The organism is Serratia sp. Z4, assembly GCF_009900725.1.
Classification (GTDB): Bacteria; Pseudomonadota; Gammaproteobacteria; order Enterobacterales; family Enterobacteriaceae; genus Serratia; species Serratia nematodiphila.
Window position 1 is genome coordinate 1 of sequence record NZ_JAAABD010000017.1, and the last position, 12,782, is coordinate 12,782.

A 12,782-nucleotide genomic window follows, 5' to 3' on the forward strand; every position below is an offset into this window, starting at 1 on the left:
GTCCACATTCATCGCTGGATTACCAGACGCCAGCTGAATTTGCAGCGGACTGGCGAAACGGGAAATATGAAGAAAAACCAACTGACATTACTAACTGAAGGTTGTATCTAATCTTGGGGGCAGGTCAGTTCTGTTGCATTAAGCAAGGGCTCAGGTAATATCACATTTATTTGCCAGAGCCTCTGCCCATGCCGCTTATACGAAAAGCCTTCAAACGCCTGCATTACCCCGTCGACATCATCGCTGGTATCTCGCTTACTCACTGAGTTTGCGTAATCAGGAAGAGATGATGGCGGAGCGTGGTATCGCCGTTGACCATTCCACCCTGTACCGCTGGGTTATCAAACTAACCGCCTTGCTGGATAAGGCTTTTCGGAGGCACAAACGCAAATTGGGCCGACGCTGGCGAATGGATGAGACCTACATCAAAATCAAAGGTCACTGGAAACACCTGTACCGGGCTGTAGACTCGACCGGACAAACCATCGACTTCCTGCTAACCGCCAAGCGGGATGCTTCAGCCGCCTTGCGTTTCTTCCGCAAGGCAATCCGTCACCACGGTGAGCCTGAGGTGATGACTATCGATAAAGTGGCGCCAATACCTCAGTGCGGCCATACTGCGGTGACCCATGATCTCTTCGTCGGGAATGACGGTCACATCAACCAGCGGAAAATCGCCGGTGTACAGTTTCTCTGCCAACGCTGGATCATCAAACTCCTGCAGCCAGTTAGTCGAGTATGGATAGGGGTCTGAAGCCCAACCGTACGAAACTGTACGCTAAGTGCATTTTTTGAGCAGATCAGGTGAGTAAAGAAAACGAAGGTATTGTTTACTTTTTCCTTTGAGACCAGTAGCCATGCGGTTTAAGGCACTTCCGGCGTTAATAAACCCGGTAATCAAATCAATGTAAACCTGCCCGATAGCTCCGCGAGTTTATAAACTTAAAATCATATAGTTACGTTCTTAACGTACGTTTCCGCTCCGTTGGGCTTCAAACCCCGGATACGGGCTGCGTTTGCCGGCGTAGAACAGTACCGGAATGACCAGCGGCAGCTTTTTATGTCCTGCCTCGATATGTCGCTGCATGGCGGCCACTGAGTAGCGTATCAGGCGAAAAGCCATATGGTTATCGGGCGAGGATTGTGCTTCTAATAAAACGTACGCGTAACCATCCTCCCCGGAGGTGGTTTTCAGGCTGTAGAGCACGTCGCTGAAATTCTGGCGCAGGTCATCTTCTACAAAGGAGCCGGACTCCAACTTCAGCGTACTGAGGTCACAGATGGCCCGCAGTTCGGCCGACAAATGTATCTCCATGAAGCCGCGGGCCATTTCAGGTTGTGTCAGAAATGGCCGGAAAGTGGCATCACGGGGCGTTGGATTTTTTTCATGGGACTATCGTAGCACGTTCGGCCGCCGGCTCACTATGGCTGCGCGAAGGCTTCACCCGTTCTCCGGGCAGAATAGCGCCGGGATGTTGCGGCCGCCAGATTTTTAATATTCGGTAGACGCTGGCCCTGCCAATGCCCAGTTGGTCGGCAACCGCTTCGCGGGTGACACCGGCCAGCGTCAATTCAATCACCTACTGTGTTTTCGCCTGTGCAGTAGGATATACCCCCTTGGCTTTCGCGCGGGGAATGCCTTCCCGTTGCCGCTCCTGACGCAGGCGTGTCTCAAACTCAGCGAAGACGTCCAACATATCTAGGAAAGCCTTGCCGCTTACATCTAAAATGTACCTAGATATAAAAAAGATTAATAAAGGCAAGGAGAAGTATGATGGCTATCAATTGTTGCATTTCAAAATGTCCTTTTTGAATGGTCAAGATGTGATTTATCTGCAATTAGTTCGATGTATAAATAGATTAGTTCTATTTAAGTTTCAATTTTGATTTGAAAAATGGGATTTTTCTTATTTGTAGGTTGTTGTTTTTTTTGTGATGAGTGGCATGGATTTTTTATGTGGGTGGGATAATGTTTGATCATCGTCTGGGTGGGGAAAGGTTGGCTTTCCACTTTTCTGCGTGAAAACGCAGTTTGCTCGATTCTGCTCAAACTTAGGGTAACTCCAGTGCTACCGATATATGATAGGTCTTGGGAAGTAAAAGACTTGATGCTGAGTGCGTGATGGTTGTGTTTTTTATGTACTGACGGGGCCTTTCTTAAATGAGGTGAATGATTATTTTTAGGATGGTGTTTGAGATGTTTTTTATTAAAGTTGCTATTACAGAAGTTGTTGTGGGATAGTGCAGTTCTATGGATCGTGCATTTTGAATGGTTGGTTTTTTGTTCTAAGTGTGCTCGTATCATCATGAAATATCCGCATGTTGATGCTCATCCTAGGGAGTGGGGTGGTTAATTTTAATTCACTCATAACTCAAGGTCGTTAAATGAAAAAAAGGAAGTATTTAACAAATAATGAAGTGGAGAAGCTGTTGTCGGTAAGTATGCAAGGCGTTTATGGGGTTCGTGATTATTGTATGCTGTATTTGTCATTTATTCATGGGTTGAGAGTCAGTGAGTTGTGTGCTTTAAGGTTGTCAGATATCGATTTGAAAGAAAAAAAAATTTGCGTTTTTAGGTTGAAAAATGGTTTTTCCACTATACACCCATTGCGACAACGAGAAATAGATGTATTGGAGAAATGGTTGGAGGTCAGGAGTTATTTCAAAGGGGCTGACAGTGAGTGGCTTTTTCTCTCCAGAAAAGGAGGGCGGATCTCAAGAAAAAGAGTATATAGCCTGATTGCCGATTTGGGGGAGCAAGCGGAAATCGGGGTTAAAGTCCATCCTCATATGTTGAGACACTCCTGCGGGTACGCCCTCGCCGACCAAGGTATCGACACCCGACTTATCCAAGACTACCTGGGGCACCGTAACATCCAGCATACCGTGACTTATACGGCCAGTAATTCAGCACGTTTCCTCAAGCTTTGGGAGGCTTGATTTCACCTTGTGAATGATGCTTTTTGATACAGATAGAGACATTTTGATACAAAATGTCTCGAGAGGGTGTGACTGACCAAAAGGGGAGCACATAACACAAGAAATAACCTGTTACAGCTCGTCAACAATTAGGCTTTTGACAAAAGATAGTAGATAACTCTCAAAACACACAATAAACAAACCACAAACAACGAACAATAATTTCACCCCCCTCCCACGCCAATTTAAATTTCTATTAAATATCAAATCATTATGTGGAATTTACGATACGAGACACTTTGTATCAAAATGTCTCGTGCGGTAGCCATGGTCTCACGGCGTATTTGATGCTGGAACTGTATGCCGTTCAATGCAAAAAAACATGCAACCTGGAAGGTTTCACATGAATTATTTTGCTAACCACCGGAAAAAAAGCATTTTTTTCTTGGCTTGCAAGTGGCGAGGGTAAGCACTTGCATCAGTATTCTTGCCTTTGTCCTGGGGGCCGTCGGAGGGCTGTATCTTGTTTTTTTTATGCAAGTAAATCTTTCTACCTTTCGTGAGTTGCTGCATTTTCTTTATGAGTTTACATGAGTATTATTAATGCGTTAATAATTGCGGCTGGATTTATTTTTCCGCGAAGTATTCGCGTCATGGCCTCTTGGGGGGCAGTCTCGGGTGAAAGGAGGGCGTTGTCCTCTGCGTTTAATGAACATGTTGTGCGTGTAAATATGATTTGGTTTTCTGTGTGCCACTGTATCGTTGCTCTCTTTCATTGTGAGCGCGTAATAGATGCGTGTGGCAATGCTGGGCGCTATCGGTATTTTATTATATAAGGGGGCAAGTGTGCTTTTTTACCTAAGTCGACATTTGACCCGAAGAGCGACATGGCTGTGCGTCTTTTCGTTTTGTCTCGTGTTCTGGTTGGTTGTGTTCTCTGTTGTTGGCTATATCCTGTCCATTGATTAATTTCATAAGTGAAAGTTTTATATGGCGTGTAGACGTTAATTGAATTTAAGAGAGTCGCCATGGAAGAAAATAAGCATCAATTGAACGTCTCTATTGTTGGAGATTCGCCCTTGGCTGTGCTCGGATTGACGTCGATGCTCAATTCGATGGGGATACATGTTCTAACCGTGAAAGCGCTGCTCGAGGATTTATTCCAATGTGAAACGGAAAAATATGATGCGATATTGATCGACATTTATCTTGTCCGTGAAGCACGTATATGGAAAGTGGTAGAGCATGTAAATATGCTGTACGGCGGGTGCTTCGTCATTTTTGGTGAGGGGGCAGAACGATTAAGACGAAATATGGCATTCATACATCGTGCTGAACACCCTAGATGCATGAAAAGAAAATTAAGGCAAGCAATATCTGCTCACAAAAAAGGGCGCCATTCTACTCCTCACGTGCCACCTTATTATAAAAAAATCAGCGCACTGGAAACCTTTGTTTTAAACGAATGGATTAATGGCCGGACTGTGACTGAAATAGCCCGGCAGAGCAACCGAAGTGTAAAAACAATCAGTAGTCATAAACGCAATGCCATGAAAAAGCTGATGGTGAAAAATGACCGGGAGTTGTATTGGAAACTCAAGGGCGAGCGAATGTGAATATTCTGTTTTAACGTCAGATGTCAGGGCCGTTAAATGATCCATGAATACCCATGAATGCCGGGGGTAGGTAGTGACGGCTAAACAATTGGTGAACCGCTGCGCGATTTATGTGCAGCATGTGACGATGTGAAGGAGAAGACGATGTCAGTTGAAGAAAAAACCATTGCGAATACGTACCCTATCCCAACCTATCGGTTTGTGGTTTCGGTGGGTAAAGAACAGATGAGCTTCAGTACGGTATCAGGGCTCGATCAGTCTGTTCAATTGGTGACGTATAAGGATGGTACGGGCGGTTTGTTTCAGATGCCCGGCCAAATTGAACCCTTAACAATTACGTTAAAACGTGGTGTTGTTCCCAAAAAAAGCCAGCTTTACGAATGGTTTAATTCGATTTCTTTCAACCGTGTGGAGAAAAAGGATCTGTCCATCAGTTTGACCAATGAGACGGGGTCGGTGCTGTTGGTGACATGGAATGTCATGAATGCGTTTCCGACCAAGTGGACGGGACCGAGCCTCGATGCAACGAGTAATGAAGTGGCATTTGAAGAGCTCACGTTAGCTGCAGACCGGCTGACGGTGAAATTTCACTGAGTGTGCATTCAGGCATGCGATGTCTCCCATGAATTGAAAGGAAAATATTATGGCGGATTACAAAGTCCCAGGTGTGTATGTGGAAGAACCCTTTGGCTTGTCATTATCAATCCAGACAGGTCAAACGGCAGTGCCCGTTTTTGCATTTGATGGTGACAATACCTCATGGGTTGAGAAAGATAAAGTAACAGAATTTGCGTCATGGTTGGACGTGAGTGAGCGTCTGAAAGGTAAGGAGGGCGATGCAATATTCGAGGATAAGCTCTATCTGTCACTGAAACTGTATTTCCTCAATGGCGGTGGCCATTGTTATGTTGCCCCTGTCGCCGCGTTTGATGCGCTCGTGCCGATATTGGACGATGCGACATTGTTAGTTCAGGCCGGGACGTCGCTTACAACTTTCAAAGAGAAAGTGGCTCTCTTGTGCGTTACCGGAAAGTCGTTGTTTGCCCTGTTTGATGGCCCGAAAAATGAACTTAAAACAGGGGAGGTGAGTACAGATAAAGATGTAAAAGAATACCCCTCAACGCCCCATGCTGCGGTGTATTACCCCTGGCTGACGGCGCCGAAGGAGGCGTTGCCCGATGAGCCGAAGAATCAGCCGCATCCTGAGGTAGACATCCCGCCCAGTGGTGCCGTGGCCGGTGTGTATGCGCAGGTCGACCGTGAGCGTGGGGTGTGGAAGGCACCGGCGAACGTCGCAATCATCGGGGCGATGCCCAAATGTAAAATCTCGGATGCTGTGAACGGGGAGTGCAACGTACCGGCGCAAGGTGGGAAGGCTATCAACGTTATCCGCGCATTTCGTGGTACCGGTCCGTTGATTTGGGGGGCGCGAACATTAGCGGCAGACAAGGATACTTGGCGATATGTGCCTGTACGTCGTCTGTTTGATGCCGCGGAGAGAGATATTCGCACGGCGATGAGCCAGGCCCTGTTCGAACCCAACAGCGCACAGACCTGGGAACGGGTGCGTGGTGCGGTGGAAAGCTACGTGCACAGCTTATGGCAACAAGGGGCATTGCAGGGGGAGTCGCCGGAACAGGCCTATTTCGTGCAGATTGGGCTTGGGAGCACGATGACCCAGGATGACATCAATTCTGGGAAGATGATCATAAAAGTCGGGTTGGCGGCAGTACGGCCGGCGGAGTTTATCGTGCTGCAACTGATGCAGAAGGTACCGGCCTGACCGGCGGAATGGATGGCTCCCTCGGGCGCCATGACAGATGACTAGCACGAGGGTGAGTCATGAGTGACGTGTATAAAGTACCGGGAGTGTATGCAGAGGAAGTCGGCGGGCTTTCTCTAAGTATTCACAGTGGCGAAACGGCGGTGCCGCTCTTTGTGGGCGTCTTTAACCCAAAAGAACGCTCCGATACGTCAGCCAAAGCCCCGGCCTGCATTCGGATCGACAGCTGGCTGGAGTTTACCCGCCAGTATGCGACTTCGGATCGGCTTGTGGTCGACCTTTCCCAAGCTGAGAGTGCTCGCGTCAGGGATGTGTCCTATATGGGATCGCACAGTCTCCGTTTGTACTTCGAGAACGGCGGTGGCCCCTGTTACGTGCTTGCGATTGACAGCGAAAAACGCAAGCAGAAGGACACGCTGGCGCAAATCGTTACTGCCATCGAGCAGTGCCCCGAGGTAACGTTGTTGTGCTGGTGCGAATATGGTGGCCCCGACATTGATAAAGCCGTTTATACCACTCTGGGCTCGTTATTGGGTGCGGGAGGTTCGCCGTTTGGGAATGCCGGGCGCTTTTTGCTGACGGATGCCTGGCCTGAGGGGGAGCACAACGCGCCCTCGCAGTGGACTTTTCAGGTTCCCGACTTGGAGGCGAGTTCGCAGGTGGCCAGTTATTTCCCGGCTCTGCAGACTGAGTACGTGCGGGACTATACCGACTATATCATTGGTGCTGATAACGATGAATTACCTTACCCACATCTGGTGAGCGTCAAGGGATTCTTGCAAGAACAACTCGCACTTTTACACGAACTTCCTACAACGCGAGGCATTAACTTTAAGGCGCTCAAAGAGAATGCCGAGGTTCCCTTAGATATTCTTCAGGAGGCCATTGCTGAAGCGGGCGCCAAGGCTAAAGAAGAGCCGAAACCAACACCGTCACTGTTGGAGCCGCTTGTTCCGCTGATTATGCAAACGCTTAAGGATGAACTCCCAAACGTGGCAAAGAAGAGTGCGCCGGTGGTATTGCGCGCTAGCGTGGCGATGGCGGGGGTTTATGCCCGTGTTGACCGTGAGCGAGGGGTGTGGAAAGCCCCCGCCAACGTAGGTGTCTTTGGCGTGACATCCCTGGTGGCTCAGGGGGTGAGTAAGGATAAATCTGACTCACTTACAAAATGGCCGTCTATCGCCACCGTGGGACTTGATGATGCGATGAATGACAAGTTGGTCAAGGCTGGCATCAATGCAATCCGTGCGTTTCGGGGGAAGGGCATTCTGGCATGGGGTGCCCGGACCATGCTCCCGCCTGAAAAGACGGACTGGCGTTATATCTCGGTTCGCCGTTTGTTCAATACCGTCGAGCGTGATGTCCGTGAGGCGCTGCGCAGCGTTGTGTTTGAACCGAACAGCGCGATGACCTGGGAACTGGTGCGCAGTGCGGTGGATCACTATCTCAATGCACTGTGGCGTAAGGGGGCGCTGCAGGGGGATACACCAGAACAGGCGTACTACGTGCAGATAGGATTGGGGGCCACAATGAGCCAGGTTGATATCGACCACGGCAAAATGATTGTAAAAATCGGGGTGGCTGCGGTTCGTCCGGCGGAGTTTATCGTACTGCAACTGACTCAAGACGTTGGGGCCCGCTGAGGGTGTTTGGCGTACAGGAGGAGGCTACGTGGTGGAGAGAGAGGAGTGGTTGGAGCCAGGTATCCGGTTGAAACATTCGGTGACGGCGGACCGTGAATGGGGCGGAGAGCAGCCGAGTGCGGTACCGGTATTCATTGGATGGGACAATGCGTCGACAATGCCGGCATCGTTGTTGCCTGTCGCCACATGGGACCAACGGCCTGATTGCCTCAGAGGAAAGGAAGGCACGTGTCTGCAGGAAACGGTGCGGCATTATTTCGACAATGGGGGCGGTGAGTGCTTTGTCCTCATGGGCGAACCGCTTTCCCCTGAGGCGGAACTAACAAGGGAATGGTGGCGCAAGGTCAGTGTGCCGTTGTTGCAAGAGCCGACAGTCACTTTGGTGGCAGTACCACAATTGGCCGAATGGTTGGAAAGGGGGCTGGCCCCGATGGAACCTAAGGAACCGATGGATCCATCGGTGACGGTGACTGTTGCGGCGACATTTATCACTCAGTGGCATTACCTGTTAAACGCTTGTAGCGAAAGGCCCGACCTGTTTTTTGTGCTGGATGCCCCCAGGAGGGCGGAGATCGCCAGCGCGTGCATTACGCAATTGCGTCAAACGTCGGTCTTGGGGCGTGAGGCGATGCGAGTGGCGCTCTATGGTCCCCATCTGGAGACGGATTACCTTCTAAAAGACAGGAAATCTCTGGTGCTGCCTCCCTGTGGGGCGGTTCTGGGCGTCTATGCTCGGAGTGACGTGATGGAGGGCGTATGGAAAGCGCCGGCGAACGAGCTGTTGCATCATGTGATCAAGCCGGAGTTTGACGAGACCAGCACCCATAGATGGTTTTATGTCGATAACGTATCAATTAATGCGATCCGCAGTTTTGTAGGGCGTGGGACCCGTATTTGGGGTTGCCGCACATTATCCCATGGGACGCCTTTTCGCTATGTCCAGGTCCGCCGTACCGTGACCTGGATAGAAGCGAATCTGAAACAAATTTGCCGTTTTGCCGTATTCGAACCGAATAACGAAATCACCTGGTTTCAGCTTCGAGGGTTGTGCCGTGCCTGGTTACGGCGACTCTGGCTAGAAGGGGGCTTAGCCGGGACGGATGAAGCCTCTGCCTTTTCTGTCCGGGTGGGTGTTAATGAGAGCATGACTGCGGCTGATATCGATGCCGGTAAGCTGATTGTTCAGATTGAAGTGGCGGTACTGCATGCAGCCGAGTTTATTGAGGTGAGGTTGGAATTACTCACCGGCCGTGTGCAGATACAAGGGAGTGAAACATCATGAAAATATCCGGAATGCCGTCTCCCGCCTTGTCGCACCGGTTTTTAGCAAAATTTTTCATCAAAGGGATCCCCAGTCCAATGGATGCGCGGTTTGCACGCGTCTCTGGCTTGGGCCGTGAGTTACAGATCCTGCAATTACGCGAAGGCGGAGACAATCTGGGGGCGATTAATCTGGCAGAACGTGTGACGCATGGCTCGTTGGTACTGGAGCGTGGGTTAGCGACGGTGACACCGCTGTCTGCGCTGTTTGAATTGGCGCTGGGGCAATTTGCCTGTACCTACCTGAATGTCGTGATCCTGTTATTAGACAGCCGGTCTCGCCCATTGTGCAGTTGGACTCTCACGGATGCGTTGCCGGTCAAATGGAACACGGGAGATTTGGATGCCACGGGCAATACCGTGCTGATTGAGACGCTGGAGCTTGCGTATCATGAAATGCACTGGATGGGGAGACTCTGACGATGCTGGAGATCCGGGAGTTGGTGATTGAAGCGCGGGTTGTTGATGATACACCGTCTGGTCGCCAGAACGTCGTGAGACCCGACGTTGCGGACGTCGAGTTGGCACGTTGGGTCGAGCTGATAAGTCGGCGCGTGCTGGACGTGCTGCATGAACAACGGGAGAGAGAATGATGGGATTGCTAGAGCGCGGTTTGGCGAAGTTGACGTTGGATGCGTATCAGGGCGACAACCAGGAAAAGCATATTGGTACGTTTCCTGCCATGTACAACCCGGAATCGGTGAGTCTGGATTACCAGGCGGACTATAAAACAGCTGCGGGGGTGAACCAGCACCATGAGGTGAGCTGGTACCAACAGGTTCAACCACCGACGCTGAGCCTGACGTTGGTTCTGGATAGCCGAGGGCCGCAAGGAGGGCAACCGGTGGACCAACAACTGAGCACTTTACGGCGGCTCTGTTTCACCGTTGGTGACAAGGGTGAACCGCCCTTCCTGCGTGTCAACTGGGGCAGTATGAGTTGGCATGGGCACGGTTATTTTTCAGGGCGCTTAACCCATTTGGCTATCGCTTACACCCTTTTCGATCGCAATGCGAAACCGTTGCGCGCGACGGCAACACTGGAACTGAGGGCGCAAACCAGTGATGAGATGGCCAAAATCCAGGCAGGGCGAGCGCCGGCGAAAAAGATACTGAAAATTCTTGATAAAACATCATTACCACAATTGTTGGCCCAATCCGCGGTCGCGGCGGGCAGCGCGGCATATCTGGCCACGGCTTATGCCAATGATGCGGATAATTTGAGCGGCTTTACCCCCGGCCAGACGTTGATCTCTCGCTAATCAACAGGAGCGTGTGCCGGCATACCTTGAGGAGAATCTGATGTCATTCAAAGACCGCATTGACCATGTGATCCAGATGGGAAAAGAGTTGACGGAGTCGGTTGGGGTCACTGAGCTGGCTGAGGTCGTTGTAGGGGCTAGCGCCTTGCTGGCGAAGCCTGAGGCCGGATGGTCGAGCAAAGTAGGCAATGCGTTAATGCGAAATGAGAGCGCCTCCCACCATCGTCAGGATGCCTCGGGAGGCGTGGTGGCGCAAGCCCCTGTCGCCGTGGATGTGTTGATGGGGGGGAAAGCGTTAACGTCAACGTTACCGTCCGTTTTTGTGACTGATGCACAGACGCGTCACGCGGTCAATGAGCTCCCTTCGGCGACGTTGATTTTGAGTATTCCGCAGGCTCCACCGGGAGGGTATGCAACGCTGGAGCAGGTGATGCGCTTGTGTTCTGTCGGGAGCCCGGGGGTGTTGAAAATGTCAGGTTCGACGGTGTTTGACGGCATAGTGGGCGCTGTCAAGGTGACGTCGGATGCCGCAGGAATAAAGGTCAGAATACAGCTGAAACACCGTTTGCAGATATTGAAGGCGACGCCTCACTGCCGGATTTGGAAGGCCCAGAAGGATGAGACGCTGCTCCGTGAGGTATTGCAGGCTCATCAGATCCACGTGAGGGGCGCTATCCAGTTGGCGGGCACTGAGGTTGAACAGCGGTTTCAGTGGAACTGCTCGGACTGGCATTTCTTGCGCGCGATACTGGGGATGCATGGTGCTTGGTTGTGGCCCTTGGCTGAGGGCAATGTGGCGATCCATCGCCCTCGTTTGGGGGGAAAGACGCACACTATATCGGCCAAACCCGGCGCTGGGGAGCTTATGCCATTGGAGGCCGAATGGCATTACTCGGGGTTGGTACAATCGCGAAAACTGGCGATGCGCAGTTGGGATATGAGCAAACAGGCAGTGGTGACAATGAGGGCAAAGCCGGTAGTGCTGGGGGAGGGGGGGCTGGCCCCTTCGTCGGTGAAACCGCTCGGGGCGGACGGTGACGCGACACTCATGGGAACGTGGCCCGGTCCGTTGCAGCAGGCGGCCGTTGATGCCTGGCTGCTAGCGCAACAGGCACAGGCGGTCAGGGTTCGTTTGACATTACCTTGCACAACCGCGTGTCAGGTGGGAGATACAGTATTACTGAAAGGGTTTGGGGGGCACCTGGATGGGAAAGGGGTCGTGACCCAGATTGAACACGGGTGTGATGTGAACAACCGTGCTGGCAGAACCGTGGTGGCCGTTGGGCTGGATGACGCGTCGATGGCACCGTCGTTGCCGCTCCCCTCGGGTCTGGTTATCGGGCAGGTGGCGCCCTATCAGGAGGATCCTCGTGGAAAAACCTGGAATCGGGTGCCGGTGAAAGTGCCGGTGTTGGGCGCAGAAGTGCTTTGGGCGCGGATGGGGCACGTTTATGCCAGCAAGAACAGTGGCGTGACCTTTTACCCTGAAGTCGGTGATGAGGTTGTGTTGGGGTTTGACGGCTCCGGGCCGGTGATCCTGAATTCCTTGCATAATCCGAAACGGCCGGCGGCTATTGATCCTGATGCGAAGAATGCGAAAAAAGGGGTGCTGCTGCGACACCACGGCCAGCGTATTGAACTGAGTTTTGACCGTGATAAGTCAACTGTGACGTTGGCACTGGGGGCAGATAAAAAGCCGGAACAACAGATGGTGATCGACACGCAGGCGGGTATCACAACGTCGAGCCTGAAAGGGGATCTTACCGCCGAGGTGAAGGCAGGCTCTGTGGCCGTGAAAGCTAAACAGAAGGTGACGGTGGTTGCCGAGTCGACAATGGTGCTGACGGGACGGCAGGGGGTGGTGGTCGACAGTGATAGGAATGTGAAGCTGGATGCGAAGGAGAACCTGACGGGGCTGGGTAAAGTGAGTGTGAAAATGGCCAGTGCAGAAGGAAAATTGGCATTGTCACCGGAAAAGGCTGACTTGTCAGCCGGGCAGGTCCAGGTGACGGGACAGATGAGTGTGCGCGTTAAGGGGAATGAGGCGGTGACGGTGACTGGGGCGAAAGTCGGTTTGACCGGCCAGGCCAAGGTGTCGCTCTCCGCCCCGACAGTAAGCATTGACGGGGCGGCGGAGGCCAGTATGACTGCCCCCCATGTTAAGGTCGCTGGCGAAATCACGGATGTGGGTGCTTCAGGGATCACGAATGTGAAGGGCAGTTTGGTCAATCTGGGGTGAA

General features: G+C 51.6%; 11 protein-coding genes and 3 pseudogenes. 11 read left to right on the top strand and 3 right to left on the bottom strand.

The window, feature by feature from the left end:
- Nucleotides 1-188: 188 nt before the first annotated feature.
- Nucleotides 189-589 (top strand): annotated as a pseudogene (locus GT753_RS24970) (IS6 family transposase); the annotation flags it as partial.
- On the opposite strand, the gene GT753_RS26005 reads toward GT753_RS24970, so the two are convergent.
- The 3 genes and pseudogenes from GT753_RS26005 to GT753_RS24985 form a co-directional block, all read right to left on the bottom strand.
- Nucleotides 518-700, bottom strand: coding sequence for an Rpn family recombination-promoting nuclease/putative transposase (locus GT753_RS26005; RefSeq protein ID WP_371732202.1), 183 nt, complete (start codon nucleotides 698-700; stop codon nucleotides 518-520). The pseudogene GT753_RS24970 and the gene GT753_RS26005 overlap by 72 nt on opposite strands.
- 300 nt (nucleotides 701-1,000) lie before the next feature.
- Nucleotides 1,001-1,330: pseudogene (locus GT753_RS24980) on the bottom strand (Rpn family recombination-promoting nuclease/putative transposase); the annotation flags it as partial.
- Between the two features lie 55 nt (nucleotides 1,331-1,385).
- Nucleotides 1,386-1,718, bottom strand: a pseudogene (locus tag GT753_RS24985) (recombinase family protein); the annotation flags it as partial.
- A 667-nt stretch (nucleotides 1,719-2,385) separates the two neighbouring features.
- Here GT753_RS24985 and GT753_RS24990 point away from each other — a divergent pair.
- The 10 genes from GT753_RS24990 to GT753_RS25040 all read left to right on the top strand — a co-directional run bounded on the left by GT753_RS24990 (nucleotide 2,386) and on the right by GT753_RS25040 (nucleotide 12,781).
- Nucleotides 2,386-2,940, top strand: coding sequence for a tyrosine-type DNA invertase (locus GT753_RS24990; protein ID WP_160126101.1), 555 nt, complete (start codon nucleotides 2,386-2,388; stop codon nucleotides 2,938-2,940).
- A 1,007-nt stretch (nucleotides 2,941-3,947) separates the two neighbouring features.
- The gene (locus GT753_RS24995; RefSeq protein WP_160126102.1) at nucleotides 3,948-4,535 is read left to right on the top strand and encodes a LuxR C-terminal-related transcriptional regulator; all 588 of its coding nucleotides are present in this window, start codon (nucleotides 3,948-3,950) and stop codon (nucleotides 4,533-4,535) included.
- A 144-nt stretch (nucleotides 4,536-4,679) separates the two neighbouring features.
- Complete coding sequence (locus tag GT753_RS25000; RefSeq protein WP_060560295.1) at nucleotides 4,680-5,129, top strand: phage tail protein; 450 nt, start codon at nucleotides 4,680-4,682, stop codon at nucleotides 5,127-5,129.
- A gap of 49 nt (nucleotides 5,130-5,178) precedes the next feature.
- Nucleotides 5,179-6,318: a phage tail sheath C-terminal domain-containing protein gene (locus GT753_RS25005; RefSeq protein WP_160126103.1), complete on the top strand. Its 1,140-nt coding sequence runs from the start codon at nucleotides 5,179-5,181 to the stop codon at nucleotides 6,316-6,318.
- A 59-nt stretch (nucleotides 6,319-6,377) separates the two neighbouring features.
- Nucleotides 6,378-7,961, top strand: coding sequence for a phage tail sheath C-terminal domain-containing protein (locus tag GT753_RS25010; RefSeq protein WP_254071047.1), 1,584 nt, complete (start codon nucleotides 6,378-6,380; stop codon nucleotides 7,959-7,961).
- A 28-nt stretch (nucleotides 7,962-7,989) separates the two neighbouring features.
- Entirely contained in the window at nucleotides 7,990-9,243 is a 1,254-nt protein-coding gene (locus tag GT753_RS25020) for a phage tail sheath C-terminal domain-containing protein (protein ID WP_254071048.1), read from the top strand.
- Nucleotides 9,240-9,701 (top strand): phage tail protein, encoded by a 462-nt coding sequence (locus tag GT753_RS25025; RefSeq protein WP_160126106.1) that lies wholly within the window; start codon nucleotides 9,240-9,242, stop codon nucleotides 9,699-9,701. Before GT753_RS25020 ends, GT753_RS25025 begins: the two co-directional genes overlap by 4 nt.
- A 2-nt stretch (nucleotides 9,702-9,703) precedes the next feature.
- Nucleotides 9,704-9,874, top strand: coding sequence for a DUF5908 family protein (locus GT753_RS25030; RefSeq protein ID WP_160126107.1), 171 nt, complete (start codon nucleotides 9,704-9,706; stop codon nucleotides 9,872-9,874).
- A complete protein-coding gene (locus tag GT753_RS25035; protein ID WP_160126108.1) occupies nucleotides 9,871-10,542 on the top strand; it encodes a hypothetical protein in 672 nt (223 codons plus the stop codon). Before GT753_RS25030 ends, GT753_RS25035 begins: the two co-directional genes overlap by 4 nt.
- Before the next feature lie 40 nt (nucleotides 10,543-10,582).
- Complete coding sequence (locus GT753_RS25040) at nucleotides 10,583-12,781, top strand: contractile injection system protein, VgrG/Pvc8 family (RefSeq protein ID WP_160126109.1); 2,199 nt, start codon at nucleotides 10,583-10,585, stop codon at nucleotides 12,779-12,781.
- Nucleotide 12,782: the final 1 nt, after the last annotated feature.

Bases quoted from the DNA above. Each gene is read 5' to 3' on its own strand.
- GT753_RS25005 (WP_160126103.1), top strand. From the start codon at position 5,179: ATGGCGGATTACAAAGTCCCAGGTGTGTATGTGGAAGAACCCTTTGGC.
- GT753_RS25035 (WP_160126108.1), top strand. From the start codon at position 9,871: ATGATGGGATTGCTAGAGCGCGGTTTGGCGAAGTTGACGTTGGATGCG.
- GT753_RS25010 (WP_254071047.1), top strand. From the start codon at position 6,378: ATGAGTGACGTGTATAAAGTACCGGGAGTGTATGCAGAGGAAGTCGGC.
- GT753_RS25040 (WP_160126109.1), top strand. From the start codon at position 10,583: ATGTCATTCAAAGACCGCATTGACCATGTGATCCAGATGGGAAAAGAG.
- GT753_RS25025 (WP_160126106.1), top strand. From the start codon at position 9,240: ATGAAAATATCCGGAATGCCGTCTCCCGCCTTGTCGCACCGGTTTTTA.
- GT753_RS24995 (WP_160126102.1), top strand. From the start codon at position 3,948: ATGGAAGAAAATAAGCATCAATTGAACGTCTCTATTGTTGGAGATTCG.
- GT753_RS25030 (WP_160126107.1), top strand. From the start codon at position 9,704: ATGCTGGAGATCCGGGAGTTGGTGATTGAAGCGCGGGTTGTTGATGAT.
- GT753_RS24990 (WP_160126101.1), top strand. From the start codon at position 2,386: ATGAAAAAAAGGAAGTATTTAACAAATAATGAAGTGGAGAAGCTGTTG.
- GT753_RS25000 (WP_060560295.1), top strand. From the start codon at position 4,680: ATGTCAGTTGAAGAAAAAACCATTGCGAATACGTACCCTATCCCAACC.